Here is a 14914-nt window from a genome sequence, read left to right on the forward strand (position 1 = left end):
CTGCGCGGGGAAGACGGTTCCAAAGTTGTTGGTCAAAAGGTCGGCCAACTTCGCGCTAAGGCCACGCCGTTCCTATTCGAACGTCACAGTGCGCTGCTGCGCGTGACTTTGCAGCGCCAGGTGGATGATCTTGATCACCGCCAGCGCTTCGCGCGCCGTCACCGGCGGGTTTTTGCCGTTGACGATGGCGTCGAACAGGCCCTTGTAGTAGTCCTGGTAGCGGCCGGGCAGGGAGGCTGCCTTGCCGCTCACCGTCAAACCACCTTTTACAAAACCGATGCGCGCATGCTGCGCTTCGGCTTCCACGCCCCAGCTGGGCGCGCCGGGACGCTCGCCGCGGATCAGCGCCGCCTCCTGCGGGTCCATCCCATGCTTGATAAAACTGCCGGTTTCGCCATGCACCGTGAAGCGCGGGCCGGCCTGCAATACCAGCGACGCCGCGTGCAGGATCACGCGCCGCGCACCGTAGCGCATGGTCAGGTGGAAGTAGTCGTCGGAGGCGCTGCCGCCCGCGGCGCCGCGCTGCACGCCCATGTCGCAGTTGACGCAATCGGGATTGCCGAACAAGACCAGCGCCTGGTCGATCAGGTGTGCGCCCAGGTCGTACAGCAGGCCGGAACCGGGCAAGTCCTGTTCGCGCCAGCGCCCGCGAACGTCCGGCCGATAGCGGTCGAAATGCGCTTCATAGGTGTTGACAGGCCCCAGCAGGCCCGATTCGATGGCTTGGCGCAGGGTCAGGAAATCGCTGTCCCAGCGCCGGTTGTGGAACACGCTGAGCACCAGTTGCCGCTCCTCGGCCAGTGCAATGAGCTCGGCGCCTTCGTCCAGGGTGATGGTGAACGGCTTTTCCACCACCACGTGCTTGCCGGCCAACAGCGCCTGCCTGGCCAGCGGCGCGTGGCTGGCGTTGGCCGTGGCGACCACCACCAGGTCGACCTCGCCCGACTCGATCAGCTCGGCCGGCGCGGCCACCACCGCCACGCCCGGAAAGTCGCGCAGCACGCGCTCGCCCTGGCTGGAGCACACGCGCGTGAGGCGCAGGCCGGGTGTCGTGGCGATCAGCGGCGCCTGGAAGGTGGCGCCGGAAAAGCCGTAGCCGATCAGGCCGACGCGCACTTCACGCGGTGCGTCCATGCTCACGCCTGCAGCCAGGCGGCGTGGGCGTCGACCAGGCCGGCCCCGGTGGCGCCGTCGACGCCCGGCCCGGCCTTCACGCCCAGCCCTTCCGGATCGCTGGACGGGCTGGCCGAGCCGTCATGCACGTCGATCGCGGTGCGCGTCAGCAGGCCCTTGATTTCGGCCGGCGTGAGCTTGGGATTTTTCTGCAGCAGCAGGGCGCACACGGCGGCGATCTGCGGCGCCGAGGCCGAGGTGCCGCTGAACACGGCCCAACCGTCGCCGGGACGGGTGCCGTCATGCGCGGCGTTGCCGGTATCGATATCGGCGCCGGGCGGCACCGGCAGCATGATGTAATCGGCGTTCGGCAGCATGCCGACCAGGCCGCATACATCGGGCACGTGGCGGCCTGAATAGATGCCGCTGGTAAAGGCGGAGGCGTAATCCGACGCTGTCATCGCGCCGTTTTCGGCCACGAAGGTGCCGCCGACGCTGAGCACTTCCGGCATCGAGGCCGGGAAAGCGTAGTGGCCGTTGCCTGCGGAGAAAACCACCACGATGCCGCTGGCAATCGCCGCCTGGATTTCGGCTTCCAGCGGTTTCAGGCCGTTCGGCAAGTCCCCCAGTTCGGAGACGCCATCGTCATCGCGCAAGTCGTAGCACATGCTCACCGTGATCACGTGCGGCTTGTGCTTGAGCGCTTCCTGGAAGCCTTCGAGGATGCTGGCGCCGCCGTTCGGGTCGGCGTCGTCGCCCAGCTTGACGCCGATGAAGGTCACTTTCGGCGCCACCGCGAACACATTGGCCGATTCGCCCGTGCCGTGGCTGCCGGGATCGGTCTGGCGGTTGGTGGCCGAGGGCGCCAGCACCACCGAGGAGGTAAAACCGTTGCGCGTGAAAAATGGGTGCGAATGGTCGAAGCCGGTGTCGATCATGGCCACGCGGATGCCTTCGCCATGGTGGCGTTCCTTGTGGATATTGGTGACGTTCAGCTTGGCCGGCACATCCTTGAGTACGTCGAGATGGTAGTAACCGACCGACGGCGGGCGCGCGCTGGCGCCGGGGTCGGCCAGGTAGATGTGCGGCCACTGGATATAGGCGTCGTCGATCAGCGCCTTGATCGCCGGATCGGGATTCCAGGGGGCGCCCTTGGCCGGGTAGAACACGCGGTCGCTCGAATAGCTTTGCTTCTGGCTCAGGTTGAACGGGGTCAGGCGCGTGCCGAACACTTGTTCGAACTGGGCCACGCTGCCGCGCACCGACACCGTCATGCGGCCGCGCCCGGAGACGATAAAGCCGCGCTGGCGCAGCGCCTCGATGGCCGTTTCCATTTCCCCCGGCGCTGGCTCGAAGCTGAGGATGCTGCGCGAGGACAGGCGCGCCGCCAGCTTGGTCGGGCCGGCGTTGGCGCGGCCCTTGAAGGTAATGGCGATGCGCAACTGCGCTTCCGGCGGAGCCGGTTCGCCCACGGCGGGACGCGGCTGGCTGGGTTTGAAAGGCTGCATGGAATCCCCCTAGGTAGGTTGGCCCGGCGTCGCGTGGCGCGGAGCGATGGTAATCAGGCTGACGGCGTGTTGCAGATCCGCCGGAATCGCGAGCTCTGGTGTAGATGGTATATCGGATGCGAACCCGGATCTTACATTTGGAATTGGTCCGAATAAATTTTCTGCCTGGGCCAGGGAGGTTTCGGCCGAGATGGTGGCCATGCCGCAGGCGGTCACATGCATGCCGTGCGCCTCGAGCAAGGCGCACAGGGCGGGGTCATCGCTGCGATCGCGGGCGCGATCGCGCAGCAGGAGCTGGAGCTTGATCATGACGGTGCGCACAAGGGGACGCTGATGTCATCATAGTAAGGCTTTGGGGAAATCTTTGCCCGGCAGATGCAATCGTGCGCGAGAGGCCGCTTGCCTGCGCCCTGCCCACCGCCGGTGTCAGGTCTGACATTCGGACACAGACTGAACAGGTCCCCGGTGTCTGTCATCCCCGGTGTCAGGTCTGACATTCGGACACAGACTGAACATTGGGTAAAGATTGTTGCCTGATACAGCCGTGCTCGTGTCCGAATGTCAGACCTGACACCGCCTGTGACACTGCCTGGGAGGATCAGGCGCCGCCGGCGTAGCCGTTCTGGCGCCAGGCTTCGAACACCACCACCGCGACCGTGTTGGAGAGATTCAGGCTGCGGTTGTCCGGACGCATCGGCAGGCGGATGCGTTGTTGCGCCGGGAACGATTCGCGCAGGGCCGGCGCCAGGCCGCGCGTTTCGGCGCCGAACACGAACACGTCGCCCGGCAGGAAGCTGGCCCCGGCGAACGGCGCCGAGCCGTGCGTGGTCAGCGCGAACATGCGCGCCGGGTCGGGCTGGCATGCGCTGATATAGGCGTCCCAGTTCTTGTGGACCCGCATGCTGGCGTAATCGTGATAGTCGAGCCCGGCGCGCTTCATCTTGGCGTCGTCCAGCGGAAAACCTAGCGGTTCGATCAGGTGCAGTTGCGCGCCCGTGTTGGCGCACAGGCGGATGATGTTGCCGGTGTTCGGCGGGATTTCGGGTTCGACCAGTACGACGTGAAACAATGTATTCTCCTTGGGTGGCATGTAGTCATTAGTGCGGCGGCGTGCGCGCAAACACCATATTGCTCACGCGCGCGGCGCCGAAGCGCTTGAGGGTGGCCGCCAGCGCATCGAGGGTGTGGCCGCTGGTCATCACATCGTCGACCACGCCGATGTGCCGTCCGCGCACCACCGCCAGCATGTCGGGCGCGACCAGGAATGCATGGCGCATATTGTGCTTGCGCTGGCCCGGCGCCACGCGCGATTGCGCCGGCGTGTCCAGCTGGCGCACGGCCAGCCGCGGGTACAGCGCAATGCCCAGCAACTTTGATAGCGGCCGGGCGATTTCGAGCGCCTGGTTAAACCCGCGCTCGGCCAGGCGCGCCGGTCCCAGCGGCACCGGACACAGCAATTCCGGCGGCGCGAAGCCGGGCGCGGCCAGCACGGCCCGGGCCAGCGCCCCGGCGCACCACGGCGCCAGCGCGAGCGCGCCGCCGAACTTGAGCCGCAGCACTAACTGGTCGAGCGGAACGGCATAGTCGCTCGCGGCCACGGTGGCGTCGTAGGCGGGCGCGTCGGCCAGGCAGGCGCCGCACAGGAGCCCACGGTCGGCGCTGCCGAGCGGATTGGCGCAGCAGCGGCAACGCGCGCCGCCGCCGCCGACGAAGCGGCGCGCGCACGGGGCGCAGACCGGCGCGTCGGCATCGCCTCCGCACAAGGCGCAGGCCGACGGTAGCCATGCGGCGGCGCATGCCCGCATCCGGGGCCGCAGCCAGCGGCGCAGAAATTCGCTCATCGGACAGCCCTTCCAAAATCGCATCGCTGCAAACGGCAAGACGGCAAACGGGTACACTGCCGGCATTATCTCATCTCACAGTCCTATGAACACGCCCGATACCTTGAGCGCGCCGATCGACCTGGCGCGCGTGCGTACCCTGTTCTCGCTCCCGCAGCGCGTGGAACGGTCCGATTTCCTGCGGCGCGAGATCGCCGCCCGCATGCATGAGCGGCTGATGTTGGTCAAAGTGGCACCCAGGCGCGTGCTCGACGCCGGCTGCGGCAGCGGCGCCGACCTGGCATTGTTGCAAAAAGATTATCCCGCTGCCCACATCGTCGGCCTCGACGCCGCCCTTGCCATGGTCGAGGCGGCCAAATCGCCGGCCTCGGCCATCAAGTCCCTGAACCAGCTGCTCAGCCGCCTGTTGCCCGGCAAGGCCGGGGTCGACCTGCTGTGCGGCGATTTCGGCAATCTGCCGCTGGGACCGAACTCGGTCGACCTGGTGTGGTCCAACCTGGCCTTGCACTGGCATCCGCAGCCCGACCGCGTCTTTGCGGAATGGCGCCGGGTGCTGCGCCAGGATGGTTTGCTGATGTTTTCCAATTTCGGCCCGGACACCCTGCGCGAGCTGCGCACGGCCTTTGCCGAGGCCGACGCCGGCGGCCCTGCGTCGCCGCGCGTGCTGCCGTTCGTCGACATGCACGACTTCGGCGACCAGTTGGTGGGGGCCGGGTTTTCCACCCCGGTCATGGACATGGAGGTCATTACCGTCACGTACGACACGGCCGAGGCCTTGCTGGCCGATGCGCGCGCGCTGGGCGGCAATCCGCTGGCCACGCGCGCGCGCGGCTTGCTCGGGCGCGCGGCGTGGAGCCGCATGCTGGCGGCGCTGGAGCGCCAGCGCCGGCCGGACGGCAAGCTCGGCCTGACCTTCGAAGTGATCTACGGCCACGCCTTCCGCCCGGCGCCGCGCGTGACGGCGGCGGGCGAGGCGATCATCCGCTTCGAGCCGCGCAAGGGGCGTTGATGCTCCGTCAATGGTTTTGGCGCCGCGCTCGCCACTTGTACCCCGCATGGTACACAACGGCCGCGAAAGCGGGGCAAACAGGGGGGCGCTGACCCGTTACGGGAGGATTTTCCCTTGATGACGTTGGGCATACTTGAGTATAATCAAGGACTAATTTTATCGGCTGTGTTGATTCTGGTGCCAAGCGCACGAGTTTTTCAACGGTGCAGCAGCCGAAAGCGATAGCAAGTCAGCGTTCATCAGTGTGCTTTATGCGCCAATGGCCGATGTCAGGGTTCCAGTCGGGTCCGCCGTGCCGTGAGCGCGCCGGGACGGTATGGGCCCTTTTTGTGCGATGGTTTCGGAGCGCCGGGATCCGATCAGGATCACTGGCGTAGAAAAAATATTTTAATTTTGGGTGGTTGGGGAAAACATGACATATGCAAAGCGACTTCAGGCCTTGATGTTCGGTCTGGCAATTTCGGCCAGCATCCCAGCGCTGGCCGCACCGGTGGAGGGACGTCCGGTGGATTACCAGCTGAACCTGCAAATGCCAGTGACGAAGATTGCGTCGGAAATCAACGACCTGCACACCTGGATGATGGTCGTCTGCCTGGTGATCTTCGTCGCGGTGTTCGGCGTGATGTTCTATTCGGTCTTCAAGCACCGCCGTTCGCTGGGCCACAAGCCAGCCACCTTCCACGAATCGACTGCCGTCGAGATCGCCTGGACCATCGTACCGTTCCTGATCGTCATCGTGATGGCGCTGCCAGCGACCAAAACAGTGGTCGCAATGAAAGATACCTCGAACGCCGACATCACCATCAAAGCCACCGGCATGCAGTGGAAATGGGGCTACGATTACCTGAAGGGCGAGGGCGAAGGCATTTCCTTCCTGTCGAGCCTGTCCACCCCGCGTTCGCAGGTCGGCGAGCCAGGCATTGCGCCAACCGCACCGCGCGGCGTGAACTACCTGATGGAAGTCGATAACGAAATCTACGTGCCGGTCAACAAGAAGATCCGCATCGTCCTGACCGCCAACGACGTCATCCACGCCTGGATGATCCCGGCCTTCGGCGTCAAGCAAGATGCGATTCCCGGTTTCGTGCGCGACACCTGGTTCAAGGCCGAGCAGATCGGTGTCTACCGCGGTCAATGCGCCGAGCTGTGCGGTAAAGAACACGCCTTCATGCCGATCGTGGTCAATGTCGTCTCCGACGCCGACTACAGTGCGTGGGTCGCCAAGGAGAAAAAGAAAATGGCTGCCCTGGCCGACGATCCATCGAAAGTATGGACCATCGACGAACTGAAGATCAAAGGCGAAAAAGTCTACGCCACCAATTGCGTGGTCTGCCACCAGGCCAACGGCAAGGGCGTGCCGAATGCGTTCGCCGCGCTGGACGGCTCCGCCGTTGTGACCGGTCCGAAAGCGGACCAGGTCAATGTGCTGCTGCATGGCCAGAAATCGGGCAAGTTCCCGACCGAGATGCCAGCCTGGAAACAATTGTCGGATTCCGATATTGCTGCGGTGATTACCTACACCCGCAACAACTGGTCGAACAAGGCAGCGGAAAATATCGTTCAACCAGCCGAAGTCCTGGCTGCACGTAACAAGTAATCGGGAGTAACTCATGAGCACAAGCACACTAGATCACGCACACGGCCATGACCACGATCATAGCCACGATCACCCGACGGGCCTGACCCGCTGGCTGTTCGCCACCAATCACAAGGATATCGGTACCCTGTACCTGTGGTTCTCGCTCATCATGCTGCTCTCCGGCGGCGTGCTGGCGCTGATGATCCGTACCGAACTGTTCAAACCGGGCCTGCAATTCTTCCAGCCCGAGTTCTTCAACCAGCTGACCACGATGCACGGCCTGGTGATGGTGTTCGGCGCGATCATGCCGGCTTTCGTCGGCTACGCCAACTGGATGATCCCGCTGCAAGTGGGCGCCTCCGACATGGCGTTCGCACGGATGAACAACTTCTCGTTCTGGCTGCTGCCGCCCGCGGCGATCCTGCTGGCGACCTCGTTCCTGGTGCCAGGCGGCGCAACCGCTGCCGGCTGGACCCTGTACGCACCGCTGTCGACCCAGATGGGACCGGGCATGGACATGGCGATTTTCGCGATGCACCTGATGGGCGCGTCGTCGATCATGGGTTCGATCAACATCATCGTCACCATCCTGAACATGCGCGCTCCCGGCATGACCCTGATGAAAATGCCGATGTTCTGCTGGACCTGGCTCATTACCGCCTACCTGCTGATCGCCGTGATGCCTGTGTTGGCTGGCGCGATCACCATGACCCTGACCGACCGTCACTTCGGCACCTCGTTCTTTAACGCCGCCGGCGGCGGCGACCCAGTCATGTACCAGCACATCTTCTGGTTCTTCGGTCACCCCGAGGTGTACATCATGATTCTGCCGGCCTTCGGTATCGTTTCGCAGATCCTGCCGGCGTTTGCCCGCAAGCCACTGTTCGGCTATGCCTCGATGGTCTATGCAACCGCCTCGATCGCGATCCTGTCGTTCATCGTCTGGGCCCACCACATGTTCACCACCGGCATGCCAGTGACCAGCCAGCTGTTCTTCATGTACGCCACCATGCTGATCGCGGTGCCGACCGGCGTCAAAGTGTTTAACTGGATCGCCACGATGTGGAAGGGTTCGATGACGTTTGAGACCCCGATGCTGTTCTCGGTCGGCTTCATCTTCGTGTTCACGATGGGTGGTTTCACCGGCCTGATCCTGGCTGTGACCCCGATCGACATCCAGCTGCAAGACACCTACTACGTCGTGGCCCACTTCCACTACGTGCTGGTCGCAGGTTCCCTGTTCGCCCTGTTCGCCGGTTTCTACTACTGGTCGCCGAAGTGGACTGGCCACATGTACAACGAATTCCGCGGCAAGATGCACTTCTGGCTGTCGCTGATCACGTTCAACATCACCTTCTTCCCGATGCACTTCCTGGGACTGGCGGGGATGCCGCGTCGTTATGCCGATTACCCGGCGCAGTTCACCGACTTCAACACGATCGCCACCATCGGCGCCTTCGGTTTCGGCCTGTCGCAGGTGTACTTCCTGTTCTTCGTGATCCTGCCGACCATCCGTGGCGGCGCCAAAGCGGCCGACAAGCCATGGGATGGCGCTGAAGGCCTGGAGTGGACCGTGCCGAGCCCGGCGCCGTTCCACACCTTCGAAGTACCGCCGACGGTTAAGTAAGTTAGTCATACAGCGGCGCGGGCAGCCAGCAAGGGGCCCGCGCTACTGAACTTGTAAGTAAATACCATGTCTGATCCAAAAAAGCCGAACAATGCACGAACGGGCCTGATTCTCGGCGCGCTGGCGGTATTTTTCTTCGCGATGGTGTTCATCAAACGCATCTGGCTGTGAGCTGACGTGGCTAAAGAACAATCCGGCACGTTGAAACTGAATCGCACCATGCTCGGCAAGCTGCTGGTGGTGGCGGTGCTGATGTTCGGTTTCGGTTACGCCCTGATCCCCGTGTACAAGCACATGTGCGAACTGCTCGGTATCAATGTGCTGACCCAGGCCGATGGCACGGTGGCGTACGACAAGAATACCCAGATCGACAAGTCGCGCACGATCACGATCGAGTTCGACGGCAATGCGCAGGGGCCGTGGCGGTTCCGCCCGACCAAGCGCTCGGTCGAGGTCCATCCGGGCGAGCTGACCACCGTGTTGTACGAAGTGGTCAATACGCAGAACCGGACCGTGCAGGCGCAGGCGATTCCCAGCTTCGCGCCGCAATTGGTGATGCAGCATTTTAAGAAGGTCGAGTGTTTCTGCTTCAAGCAGCAAACCTTGCAGGCGAACGAGGCCAGGCAGATGCCGGTGGTGTTCTACATCGATCCGGCCCTGCCGCAGAACGTGAAGACGATGACGCTCTCGTACACGTTTTTTGAAGTTGCCGGCACCCAGGCAGTGGCGGCGAAGTAGGGGCCGCCATGACGGAATTGAACAAAGGTCCCGAACGCAATGCGTCGTTCGGCGCCACCATGAAAGCGGTGTTCTGGTCCTTCCTGGGCATCCGCAAGCGCAGCGATTACGAAAAAGATTCGGCCAGCCTGAATCCGGTGCATGTGGTAATTGCCGGATTGATTGGGGTGATGTTGTTCATCGGCGTGCTGGTGGCATTGGTGAAATTTGCCGTGTCGTAAACCGGCCGCCGGATTGATGTTTTACAAAATTAGCAATAAATTCACCGCATACAGTTTGATTTAGGAGATGAAGATGAGTTCACCACACGCCGCCGCACCGTATTATTTCGTGCCAGGCCCGTCCAAATGGCCAATGGCCGCCGGCTTGTCGCTGCTCATGACGATGATCGGCGCCTCGGCCTGGGTCAATGACGTGTCCTGGGGTCCGGCACTGAATATCGCCGGCATCCTGTCGACCTTGCTGGTCTTCTACTTCTGGTTCGGCGACGCCATCGGCGAATCCGAAGCCGGCCAGTACGGCAAGCGCATCGACCTGTCGTTCCGCTGGTCGATGAGCTGGTTCATCTTCTCCGAAATCATGTTCTTCGGCGCCTTCTTCGGCGCGCTGTTCTACGCCCGCACCATCAGCACGCCGTGGCTGGGCGACCTCGATCACAAGATCATCTGGCCCGATTTCGCAGCCCAGTGGGGCGGCGCCAGCCCGGCCGGCACCATCGAGAGCTTCACGACCATGGGCCCGTTCCCGATCCCGACCATCAACACCTGCCTGTTGCTGCTGTCCGGCGTGACCCTGACCATTTCGCACCACGCCCTGCGCGCCGGCCACCGTGCCAAGACCGCCTTCTGGCTGGCCGCGACCATCTTGCTGGGCGCCGTCTTCATGGGCTTCCAGGCCTACGAATACATGCACGCTTACAGCGAGCTGAACCTGAAACTGACCTCGGGTATCTACGGTTCGATCTTCTACCTGCTGACCGGCTTCCACGGTTTCCACGTGACGCTCGGCGCCATCATGCTGTCGGTGATCCTGTACCGTGTCATGAAGGGCCACTTCACCGCCGACAATCACTTCGGCTTCGAAGGCGCCGCCTGGTACTGGCACTTTGTCGACGTCGTCTGGCTCGGCCTGTACGTCGTCGTCTACTGGCTGTAATGGCGGCAGGCGGGAGGGTGCGCCCTCCGGCAGGCTTGACATAAGAAAAACCGGGGACAGTCCACCAAGCGGTGGCCTGTCCCCGGTTTTTTGCGGCTGGGGTATAACCTTGCCGGGCGCAGGGTCGATCAGTGCGTCAGCGGATGCCGGTCGGCGCGATCCAGCCCATCTTGTAGCTGCCCAGCAGCATCAGGAACAGGGTGATCGACAAGCCCACGCGCAGCGCCAGCGCGTGCACCGTGCGGTTGCTCTTGCCCTTGTCGCGCATCAGGAAGAACAGGGCCGAGCCCAGGCTCCCGAGGATCAGGATGAAGGCACAGGCGACGAGGATTTTCATAATGAGCTCGACTTTTTTGAGTAAGGCACCATTGTAATGCGTATCGGCTTCCGCTTTCGGGCCATTCCCTTCGTGGCGACCGTGCTGCTGGTGGCCCTCGGCATCGTCCTGGGGCGCTGGCAGGATGGCCGCGCCGCCCAGAAAATCGCCCTGCAGCAGCAGATGACGGCGCGCGCCGGCGCCGCCCCGCAAGTCGTGGGCGCGGCCCTGCTGGCGGCGGCCGATGTCGAACTGCGCCCGGTCACGGTGACCGGCACCTTCGTGCGCGAATGGCCGCTGTTCTTGAACAACCGTCCGCAGGAAGGCAAGGCCGGCTTTTACCTGTTGATGCCGCTGCGCATCGACGGCAGCAACACCCATGTGCTGGTGGCGCGCGGCTGGCTGCCGCGCTACACCGGCCAGTTCGACCGCCTGCCCGAGTTCGATACGCCGGCCGGCACGGTGACGATTACCGGCATGGCGCGCGCCGGCATGGGCCATGTGATGCAGCTCGGTACGGCGGCGCCGGTGGCGCCCAAGGCCATCCTGCAAAACCTGGCCCCGGACGAATTCGCCCAGGCCAGCGGCCTGACGGTGCAACCGTTCTTTATCGAGCAAAGCGGCCCGGCGCCCGCCGGCGACAAGCTGGTGCGCAACTGGCCGGCTCCCTCCCTGAATGTGGAAAAACACCAGGGTTATGCATTTCAATGGTATGCGCTGGCGGTCATGGCGCTGCTCTTTTTCGTGATTACAGGATTTCGACGTGGAACAAAACAAAACGACTGAAGCAAATACGAACGCAAATCAGTGGAGCGGCCGCTGGAAACTGCTGGCCGTGGTCTTCGTGTGCGCGGCGCCGATGCTGTTTTCCTATCTCACCTATTACGTGATCAAGCCGACCGGGCGCACCAACTACGGCACCCTGATCGAGCCGCAGAAGCACCCGATCCCGGCCGCCCTCGGCGCCACCACGCTCGACGGCAAGCCGACCGCGCTCGACGCCTACAAGGGCAAATGGATCATGCTGCAGGTGGGCCCGGGCGAGTGTCCGCAAGCCTGCCGCGACCAGCTGGTCGCGATGCGCCAGCTGCGCCTGATGCAGGGCAAGGAAATGGAACGCATCGAACGGGTCTGGCTGGTGACGGACGCCAGCCCGATCGACACCATGCTCATGCGCGTGGTCGACGGCACCCACATGCTGCGCGTGCCGGCCGCGAATGTGGCGGCCTGGCTGCCGGTCGAGCCGGGCGGCAAGATCGAGGACCATACTTACCTGATCGACCCGATGGGCCACCTGATGATGCGCTTCCCCAAGCAGCCCGATCCGTCCAAGGTGAAGAAGGATATGTACAAAGTGCTCAAAGCGTCCGCGATCGGCTAAGCGATGCAGCTCTCGTCCATGGTGCAACTGGGCCTGACCGGCCTGCTGGCGGCCTGCCTGCCGCTGTCGATGGTGTGGATGTCGTCCGACCCGAACAAATACCGCAAGCTGGTCTGGATCACGGTCTTCCTCACGTTCGACCTGATCGTGTTCGGCGCCTTTACGCGCCTGACCGATTCGGGGCTGGGCTGTCCGGACTGGCCGGGTTGCTACGGCGCCGCCAATCCCTTCCTGGCGCACGCCGAGATCATCAAGGCCGAAACGCTGATGCCGAGCGGACCGGTGACGCTCGTCAAAGCCTGGATCGAAATGATCCACCGCTACCTGGCGATGGGCATCGGCGTGCTGATCGTGGCCCTGATGGGCACCGCCTGGAACCAGTGGCGCAAGACGCGCCGCGCCGAATACGCGCCGGCGCTGCCGACCATGCTGTTCGTGTTCGTGCTGGTGCAGGGCGCTTTCGGCGCCTGGACCGTTACGCTCAAGCTGCAACCGGTGATCGTCACCATCCACCTGCTGCTGGGGATGGGATTGCTGGCTATGCTGGTGTGGCTGGGCGCGCGCCAGAACCGCGCCAGCGCGCTGGCGCACGGACGCTTCACCGCGCCCGACGCCAGCGCGGGCGCCGCGCCCGGCATGCCGGGCCGCCTGGCGCTGGCCGCTGCCGTGGTGCTGGCCATCCAGATCGCCCTGGGCGGGTGGGTGAGCACCAACTACGCCACGATGGCCTGCCTTGATTACCCGCTGTGTAACGGCAAGCTGGTGCCCGAGATGGACTTCGGGCACGGCTTCCACCTGTGGCGCGAGCTGGGCAAGACCGCCGCCGGACACTACCTGCCGTTCTCGGCCCTGACCGCGATCCACTGGGTGCACCGCAACTTCGCCTTCGTGGTGCTGGCGGTGCTGGGCCTGGCCGCCTGGCGCGCGCGGGCCCACCCCGGCGTGGCGCGGCATGCGCGCGGGATCGGCATCGTGCTCGCCGTGCAAGCGGTGAGCGGGATCGCCACCGTCTATCTGAACTTTCCACTGACCATCGCCGTCCTGCATAACGCAGGCGCTGCGCTGCTGGTGCTGATGGTGACCATGTTAAACTACAAGATCAAGTACCCCTCCGGACCGGTACTGCAAGCAAGCCACCACCCATGACAACCCAGACCGCAACACATAAATCCGCCAACCGCGTCGCCCAGTATTGGGCGCTGACCAAACCAAGAGTAACCCAGCTGGCCGTGTTCTGCGCCGTCATCGGGATGCTGCTGGCCACCGAGGGCGTGCCGAGCTGGCGCATCCTGGTGCCGGCCACGATCGGCATCTGGCTGCTGGCCGGGGCCGCGTTCGCGGTCAACTGCCTGGTCGAGGCCGAGATCGACGCGCGCATGGCGCGCACCGCGCGCCGCGCCACCGCCATGGGCGAACTGACCAAGACCCAGACCCTGATCTTTTCGGCCATCATCGGCGGCGCCGGCATGGCCGTGCTCTATACGATGGTCAACGCGCTGACCATGTGGCTCACCTTTGTCACCTTTGTCGGCTATGCGGTCATCTACACCATGATCCTGAAACCGGCCACGCCGCAGAACATCGTCATCGGCGGCCTGTCGGGCGCGATGCCGCCGGCGCTGGGCTGGGCGGCGGTCGCCAACGACGTGCCGATGCAAGCCTGGCTGCTGGTGCTGATCATTTTCGTGTGGACCCCGCCGCACTTCTGGGCGCTGGCCATGTACCGGCGCGACGATTATGCGCGCTCGGGCTTGCCGATGTTGCCGGTCACGCATGGCATGAACTTCACCGGTTTCCATGTCTGGCTGTATTCCATCGTGCTGGCGGCGACGACCTTGCTGCCGTACGCGGTGCGCATGAGCGGGCACATCTACCTGGTGTCGGCGGTGCTGCTCAATGCCGTGTTCCTGTGGCATGGCTGGCAGGTGTACCGCCACTATTCCGACCAGGTGGCGCGTAAAGCGTTCACCTGGTCCATCATCTACCTGTCGCTGCTGTTTGCCGCGCTGTTGCTCGACCACTACGTCAAAATATGATCAAGAAACTGCTTGCCCTGTGTATCCTTCCTGCGATGCTGACCCTGGCCGCCTGCGACAAGGCGGCCACGCCGCCTGCGCCGCCGAGTTTCCAGAACACCGACCTGACGGGACTGGACTACGCGCGCGACTTCGCCCTGCTTGATCACAACGGCAAGCCGCGCACCCTGGCCGACTTCAAGGGCAAGGTGGTGGTGATGTTTTTCGGCTTCACCCAGTGTCCCGACGTGTGCCCGACCACCATGGCCGAAATGGCGGCGGTGATGAAGGAACTCGGTCCCGACGCCGACAAGGTGCAGGTGCTGTTCGTCACCATCGACCCGGCGCGCGATACCCAGGCGCTGCTGGCGCAATATGTGCCGGCCTTCGATCCGCGCTTCCTCGGCCTGTACGGCGACGCCGAAGCGACCGCGAAAGTGGCCAAGGAATTCAAGGTGTTCTACGCCAAGGTCAACGGCAAGACGGAAGGCAGCTATTCGATGGACCACACCGCCGCCAGCTATGTGTTCGACCGCAACGGCAAGATCCGCCTGTTCGTGCGTCACGGAAAAGGCCCGGCGCCGATCGTGCACGACATCAAGCAACTGTTGAACTGACCCGCAACACTGACC

At 63.8% G+C, this 14914-nt stretch carries 18 protein-coding genes; 12 read left to right on the top strand and 6 right to left on the bottom strand.

Translation table 11 applies throughout. The features are described 5' to 3' along the window. Positions 1-72 precede the first annotated feature (72 nt). The 5 genes from F0185_RS16750 to F0185_RS16770 form a co-directional block, all read right to left on the bottom strand. Positions 73-1134, bottom strand: a complete 1062-nt coding sequence (locus tag F0185_RS16750) for an oxidoreductase (protein ID WP_167226280.1) — start codon at positions 1132-1134, stop codon at positions 73-75. A gap of 2 nt (positions 1135-1136) precedes the next feature. After that, positions 1137-2621 carry a S8 family serine peptidase gene (locus F0185_RS16755; RefSeq protein WP_167226282.1) on the bottom strand — a complete coding sequence of 495 codons (1485 nt, stop codon included), beginning with the start codon at positions 2619-2621 and terminating at the stop codon, positions 1137-1139. Between the two features lie 9 nt (positions 2622-2630). Further along, positions 2631-2930, bottom strand: a complete 300-nt coding sequence (locus F0185_RS16760) for a hypothetical protein (protein WP_167226284.1) — start codon at positions 2928-2930, stop codon at positions 2631-2633. A gap of 289 nt (positions 2931-3219) precedes the next feature. Continuing rightward, entirely contained in the window at positions 3220-3690 is a 471-nt protein-coding gene (gene trmL, locus F0185_RS16765) for a tRNA (uridine(34)/cytosine(34)/5-carboxymethylaminomethyluridine(34)-2'-O)-methyltransferase TrmL (RefSeq protein ID WP_167226286.1), read from the bottom strand. 28 nt (positions 3691-3718) lie between these two features. After that, positions 3719-4462 (bottom strand): ComF family protein, encoded by a 744-nt coding sequence (locus tag F0185_RS16770; RefSeq protein WP_167226288.1) that lies wholly within the window; start codon positions 4460-4462, stop codon positions 3719-3721. Positions 4463-4547: 85 nt separating this feature from the next. On the opposite strand from F0185_RS16770, the gene F0185_RS16775 reads away from it, so the two are divergent. The 7 genes from F0185_RS16775 (at position 4548) to F0185_RS16800 (ending at position 10570) form a co-directional block, all read left to right on the top strand. Continuing rightward, positions 4548-5471, top strand: a complete 924-nt coding sequence (locus tag F0185_RS16775) for a methyltransferase domain-containing protein (RefSeq protein ID WP_167226290.1) — start codon at positions 4548-4550, stop codon at positions 5469-5471. A 412-nt stretch (positions 5472-5883) separates the two neighbouring features. Continuing rightward, positions 5884-7068, top strand: coding sequence for a cytochrome c oxidase subunit II (coxB, locus tag F0185_RS16780; RefSeq protein WP_167226292.1), 1185 nt, complete (start codon positions 5884-5886; stop codon positions 7066-7068). A 13-nt stretch (positions 7069-7081) separates the two neighbouring features. After that, a complete protein-coding gene (gene ctaD / locus F0185_RS16785; protein WP_167226294.1) occupies positions 7082-8677 on the top strand; it encodes a cytochrome c oxidase subunit I in 1596 nt (531 codons plus the stop codon). Positions 8678-8743: 66 nt separating this feature from the next. After that, complete coding sequence (locus F0185_RS34440; RefSeq protein ID WP_222852958.1) at positions 8744-8848, top strand: cytochrome oxidase small assembly protein; 105 nt, start codon at positions 8744-8746, stop codon at positions 8846-8848. Positions 8849-8854: 6 nt separating this feature from the next. Further along, positions 8855-9415: a cytochrome c oxidase assembly protein gene (locus F0185_RS16790; protein WP_370664026.1), complete on the top strand. Its 561-nt coding sequence runs from the start codon at positions 8855-8857 to the stop codon at positions 9413-9415. Between the two features lie 8 nt (positions 9416-9423). After that, positions 9424-9636: a DUF2970 domain-containing protein gene (locus tag F0185_RS16795; protein WP_167226296.1), complete on the top strand. Its 213-nt coding sequence runs from the start codon at positions 9424-9426 to the stop codon at positions 9634-9636. 73 nt (positions 9637-9709) lie between these two features. Further along, the gene (locus F0185_RS16800) at positions 9710-10570 is read left to right on the top strand and encodes a cytochrome c oxidase subunit 3 (RefSeq protein ID WP_167226298.1); all 861 of its coding nucleotides are present in this window, start codon (positions 9710-9712) and stop codon (positions 10568-10570) included. A gap of 136 nt (positions 10571-10706) precedes the next feature. On the opposite strand, the gene F0185_RS16805 is transcribed toward F0185_RS16800, so the two are convergent. Next, positions 10707-10907, bottom strand: coding sequence for a twin transmembrane helix small protein (locus tag F0185_RS16805; RefSeq protein ID WP_167226300.1), 201 nt, complete (start codon positions 10905-10907; stop codon positions 10707-10709). A 36-nt stretch (positions 10908-10943) separates the two neighbouring features. Between F0185_RS16805 and F0185_RS16810 the strand changes: the two genes are divergently transcribed. From F0185_RS16810 to F0185_RS16830, 5 genes are read left to right on the top strand one after another with little or no spacing between them, the layout of a single operon-like run. Continuing rightward, positions 10944-11672, top strand: a complete 729-nt coding sequence (locus F0185_RS16810; protein WP_167226302.1) for an SURF1 family protein — start codon at positions 10944-10946, stop codon at positions 11670-11672. Then, the gene (locus tag F0185_RS16815; protein WP_167226304.1) at positions 11650-12267 is read left to right on the top strand and encodes a redox-active disulfide-containing membrane protein; all 618 of its coding nucleotides are present in this window, start codon (positions 11650-11652) and stop codon (positions 12265-12267) included. Before F0185_RS16810 ends, F0185_RS16815 begins: the two co-directional genes overlap by 23 nt. A gap of 3 nt (positions 12268-12270) precedes the next feature. Beyond that, a complete protein-coding gene (locus F0185_RS16820; RefSeq protein ID WP_167226306.1) occupies positions 12271-13413 on the top strand; it encodes a COX15/CtaA family protein in 1143 nt (380 codons plus the stop codon). Beyond that, positions 13410-14303 carry a heme o synthase gene (gene cyoE / locus F0185_RS16825; RefSeq protein WP_167226308.1) on the top strand — a complete coding sequence of 298 codons (894 nt, stop codon included), beginning with the start codon at positions 13410-13412 and terminating at the stop codon, positions 14301-14303. Before F0185_RS16820 ends, cyoE begins: the two co-directional genes overlap by 4 nt. Beyond that, the gene (locus tag F0185_RS16830; RefSeq protein ID WP_187362564.1) at positions 14300-14899 is read left to right on the top strand and encodes an SCO family protein; all 600 of its coding nucleotides are present in this window, start codon (positions 14300-14302) and stop codon (positions 14897-14899) included. Before cyoE ends, F0185_RS16830 begins: the two co-directional genes overlap by 4 nt. Positions 14900-14914 lie beyond the last annotated feature (15 nt).

Source organism: Massilia rubra (assembly GCF_011682065.1).
Taxonomy (GTDB): domain Bacteria; phylum Pseudomonadota; class Gammaproteobacteria; order Burkholderiales; family Burkholderiaceae_D; genus Telluria_A; species Telluria_A rubra.

Coding starts and splice junctions, on each gene's coding strand:
- F0185_RS16770 (WP_167226288.1), bottom strand. CDS start 4,462: ATGAGCGAATTTCTGCGCCGCTGGCTGCGGCCCCGGATGCGGGCATGC.
- F0185_RS16795 (WP_167226296.1), top strand. CDS start 9,424: ATGACGGAATTGAACAAAGGTCCCGAACGCAATGCGTCGTTCGGCGCC.
- F0185_RS16775 (WP_167226290.1), top strand. CDS start 4,548: ATGAACACGCCCGATACCTTGAGCGCGCCGATCGACCTGGCGCGCGTG.
- F0185_RS16830 (WP_187362564.1), top strand. CDS start 14,300: ATGATCAAGAAACTGCTTGCCCTGTGTATCCTTCCTGCGATGCTGACC.
- F0185_RS16760 (WP_167226284.1), bottom strand. CDS start 2,930: ATGATCAAGCTCCAGCTCCTGCTGCGCGATCGCGCCCGCGATCGCAGC.
- F0185_RS16820 (WP_167226306.1), top strand. CDS start 12,271: ATGCAGCTCTCGTCCATGGTGCAACTGGGCCTGACCGGCCTGCTGGCG.
- F0185_RS16805 (WP_167226300.1), bottom strand. CDS start 10,907: ATGAAAATCCTCGTCGCCTGTGCCTTCATCCTGATCCTCGGGAGCCTG.
- ctaD (WP_167226294.1), top strand. CDS start 7,082: ATGAGCACAAGCACACTAGATCACGCACACGGCCATGACCACGATCAT.
- cyoE (WP_167226308.1), top strand. CDS start 13,410: ATGACAACCCAGACCGCAACACATAAATCCGCCAACCGCGTCGCCCAG.
- F0185_RS16800 (WP_167226298.1), top strand. CDS start 9,710: ATGAGTTCACCACACGCCGCCGCACCGTATTATTTCGTGCCAGGCCCG.
- F0185_RS34440 (WP_222852958.1), top strand. CDS start 8,744: ATGTCTGATCCAAAAAAGCCGAACAATGCACGAACGGGCCTGATTCTC.
- F0185_RS16755 (WP_167226282.1), bottom strand. CDS start 2,621: ATGCAGCCTTTCAAACCCAGCCAGCCGCGTCCCGCCGTGGGCGAACCG.
- F0185_RS16750 (WP_167226280.1), bottom strand. CDS start 1,134: ATGGACGCACCGCGTGAAGTGCGCGTCGGCCTGATCGGCTACGGCTTT.
- coxB (WP_167226292.1), top strand. CDS start 5,884: ATGACATATGCAAAGCGACTTCAGGCCTTGATGTTCGGTCTGGCAATT.
- F0185_RS16810 (WP_167226302.1), top strand. CDS start 10,944: ATGCGTATCGGCTTCCGCTTTCGGGCCATTCCCTTCGTGGCGACCGTG.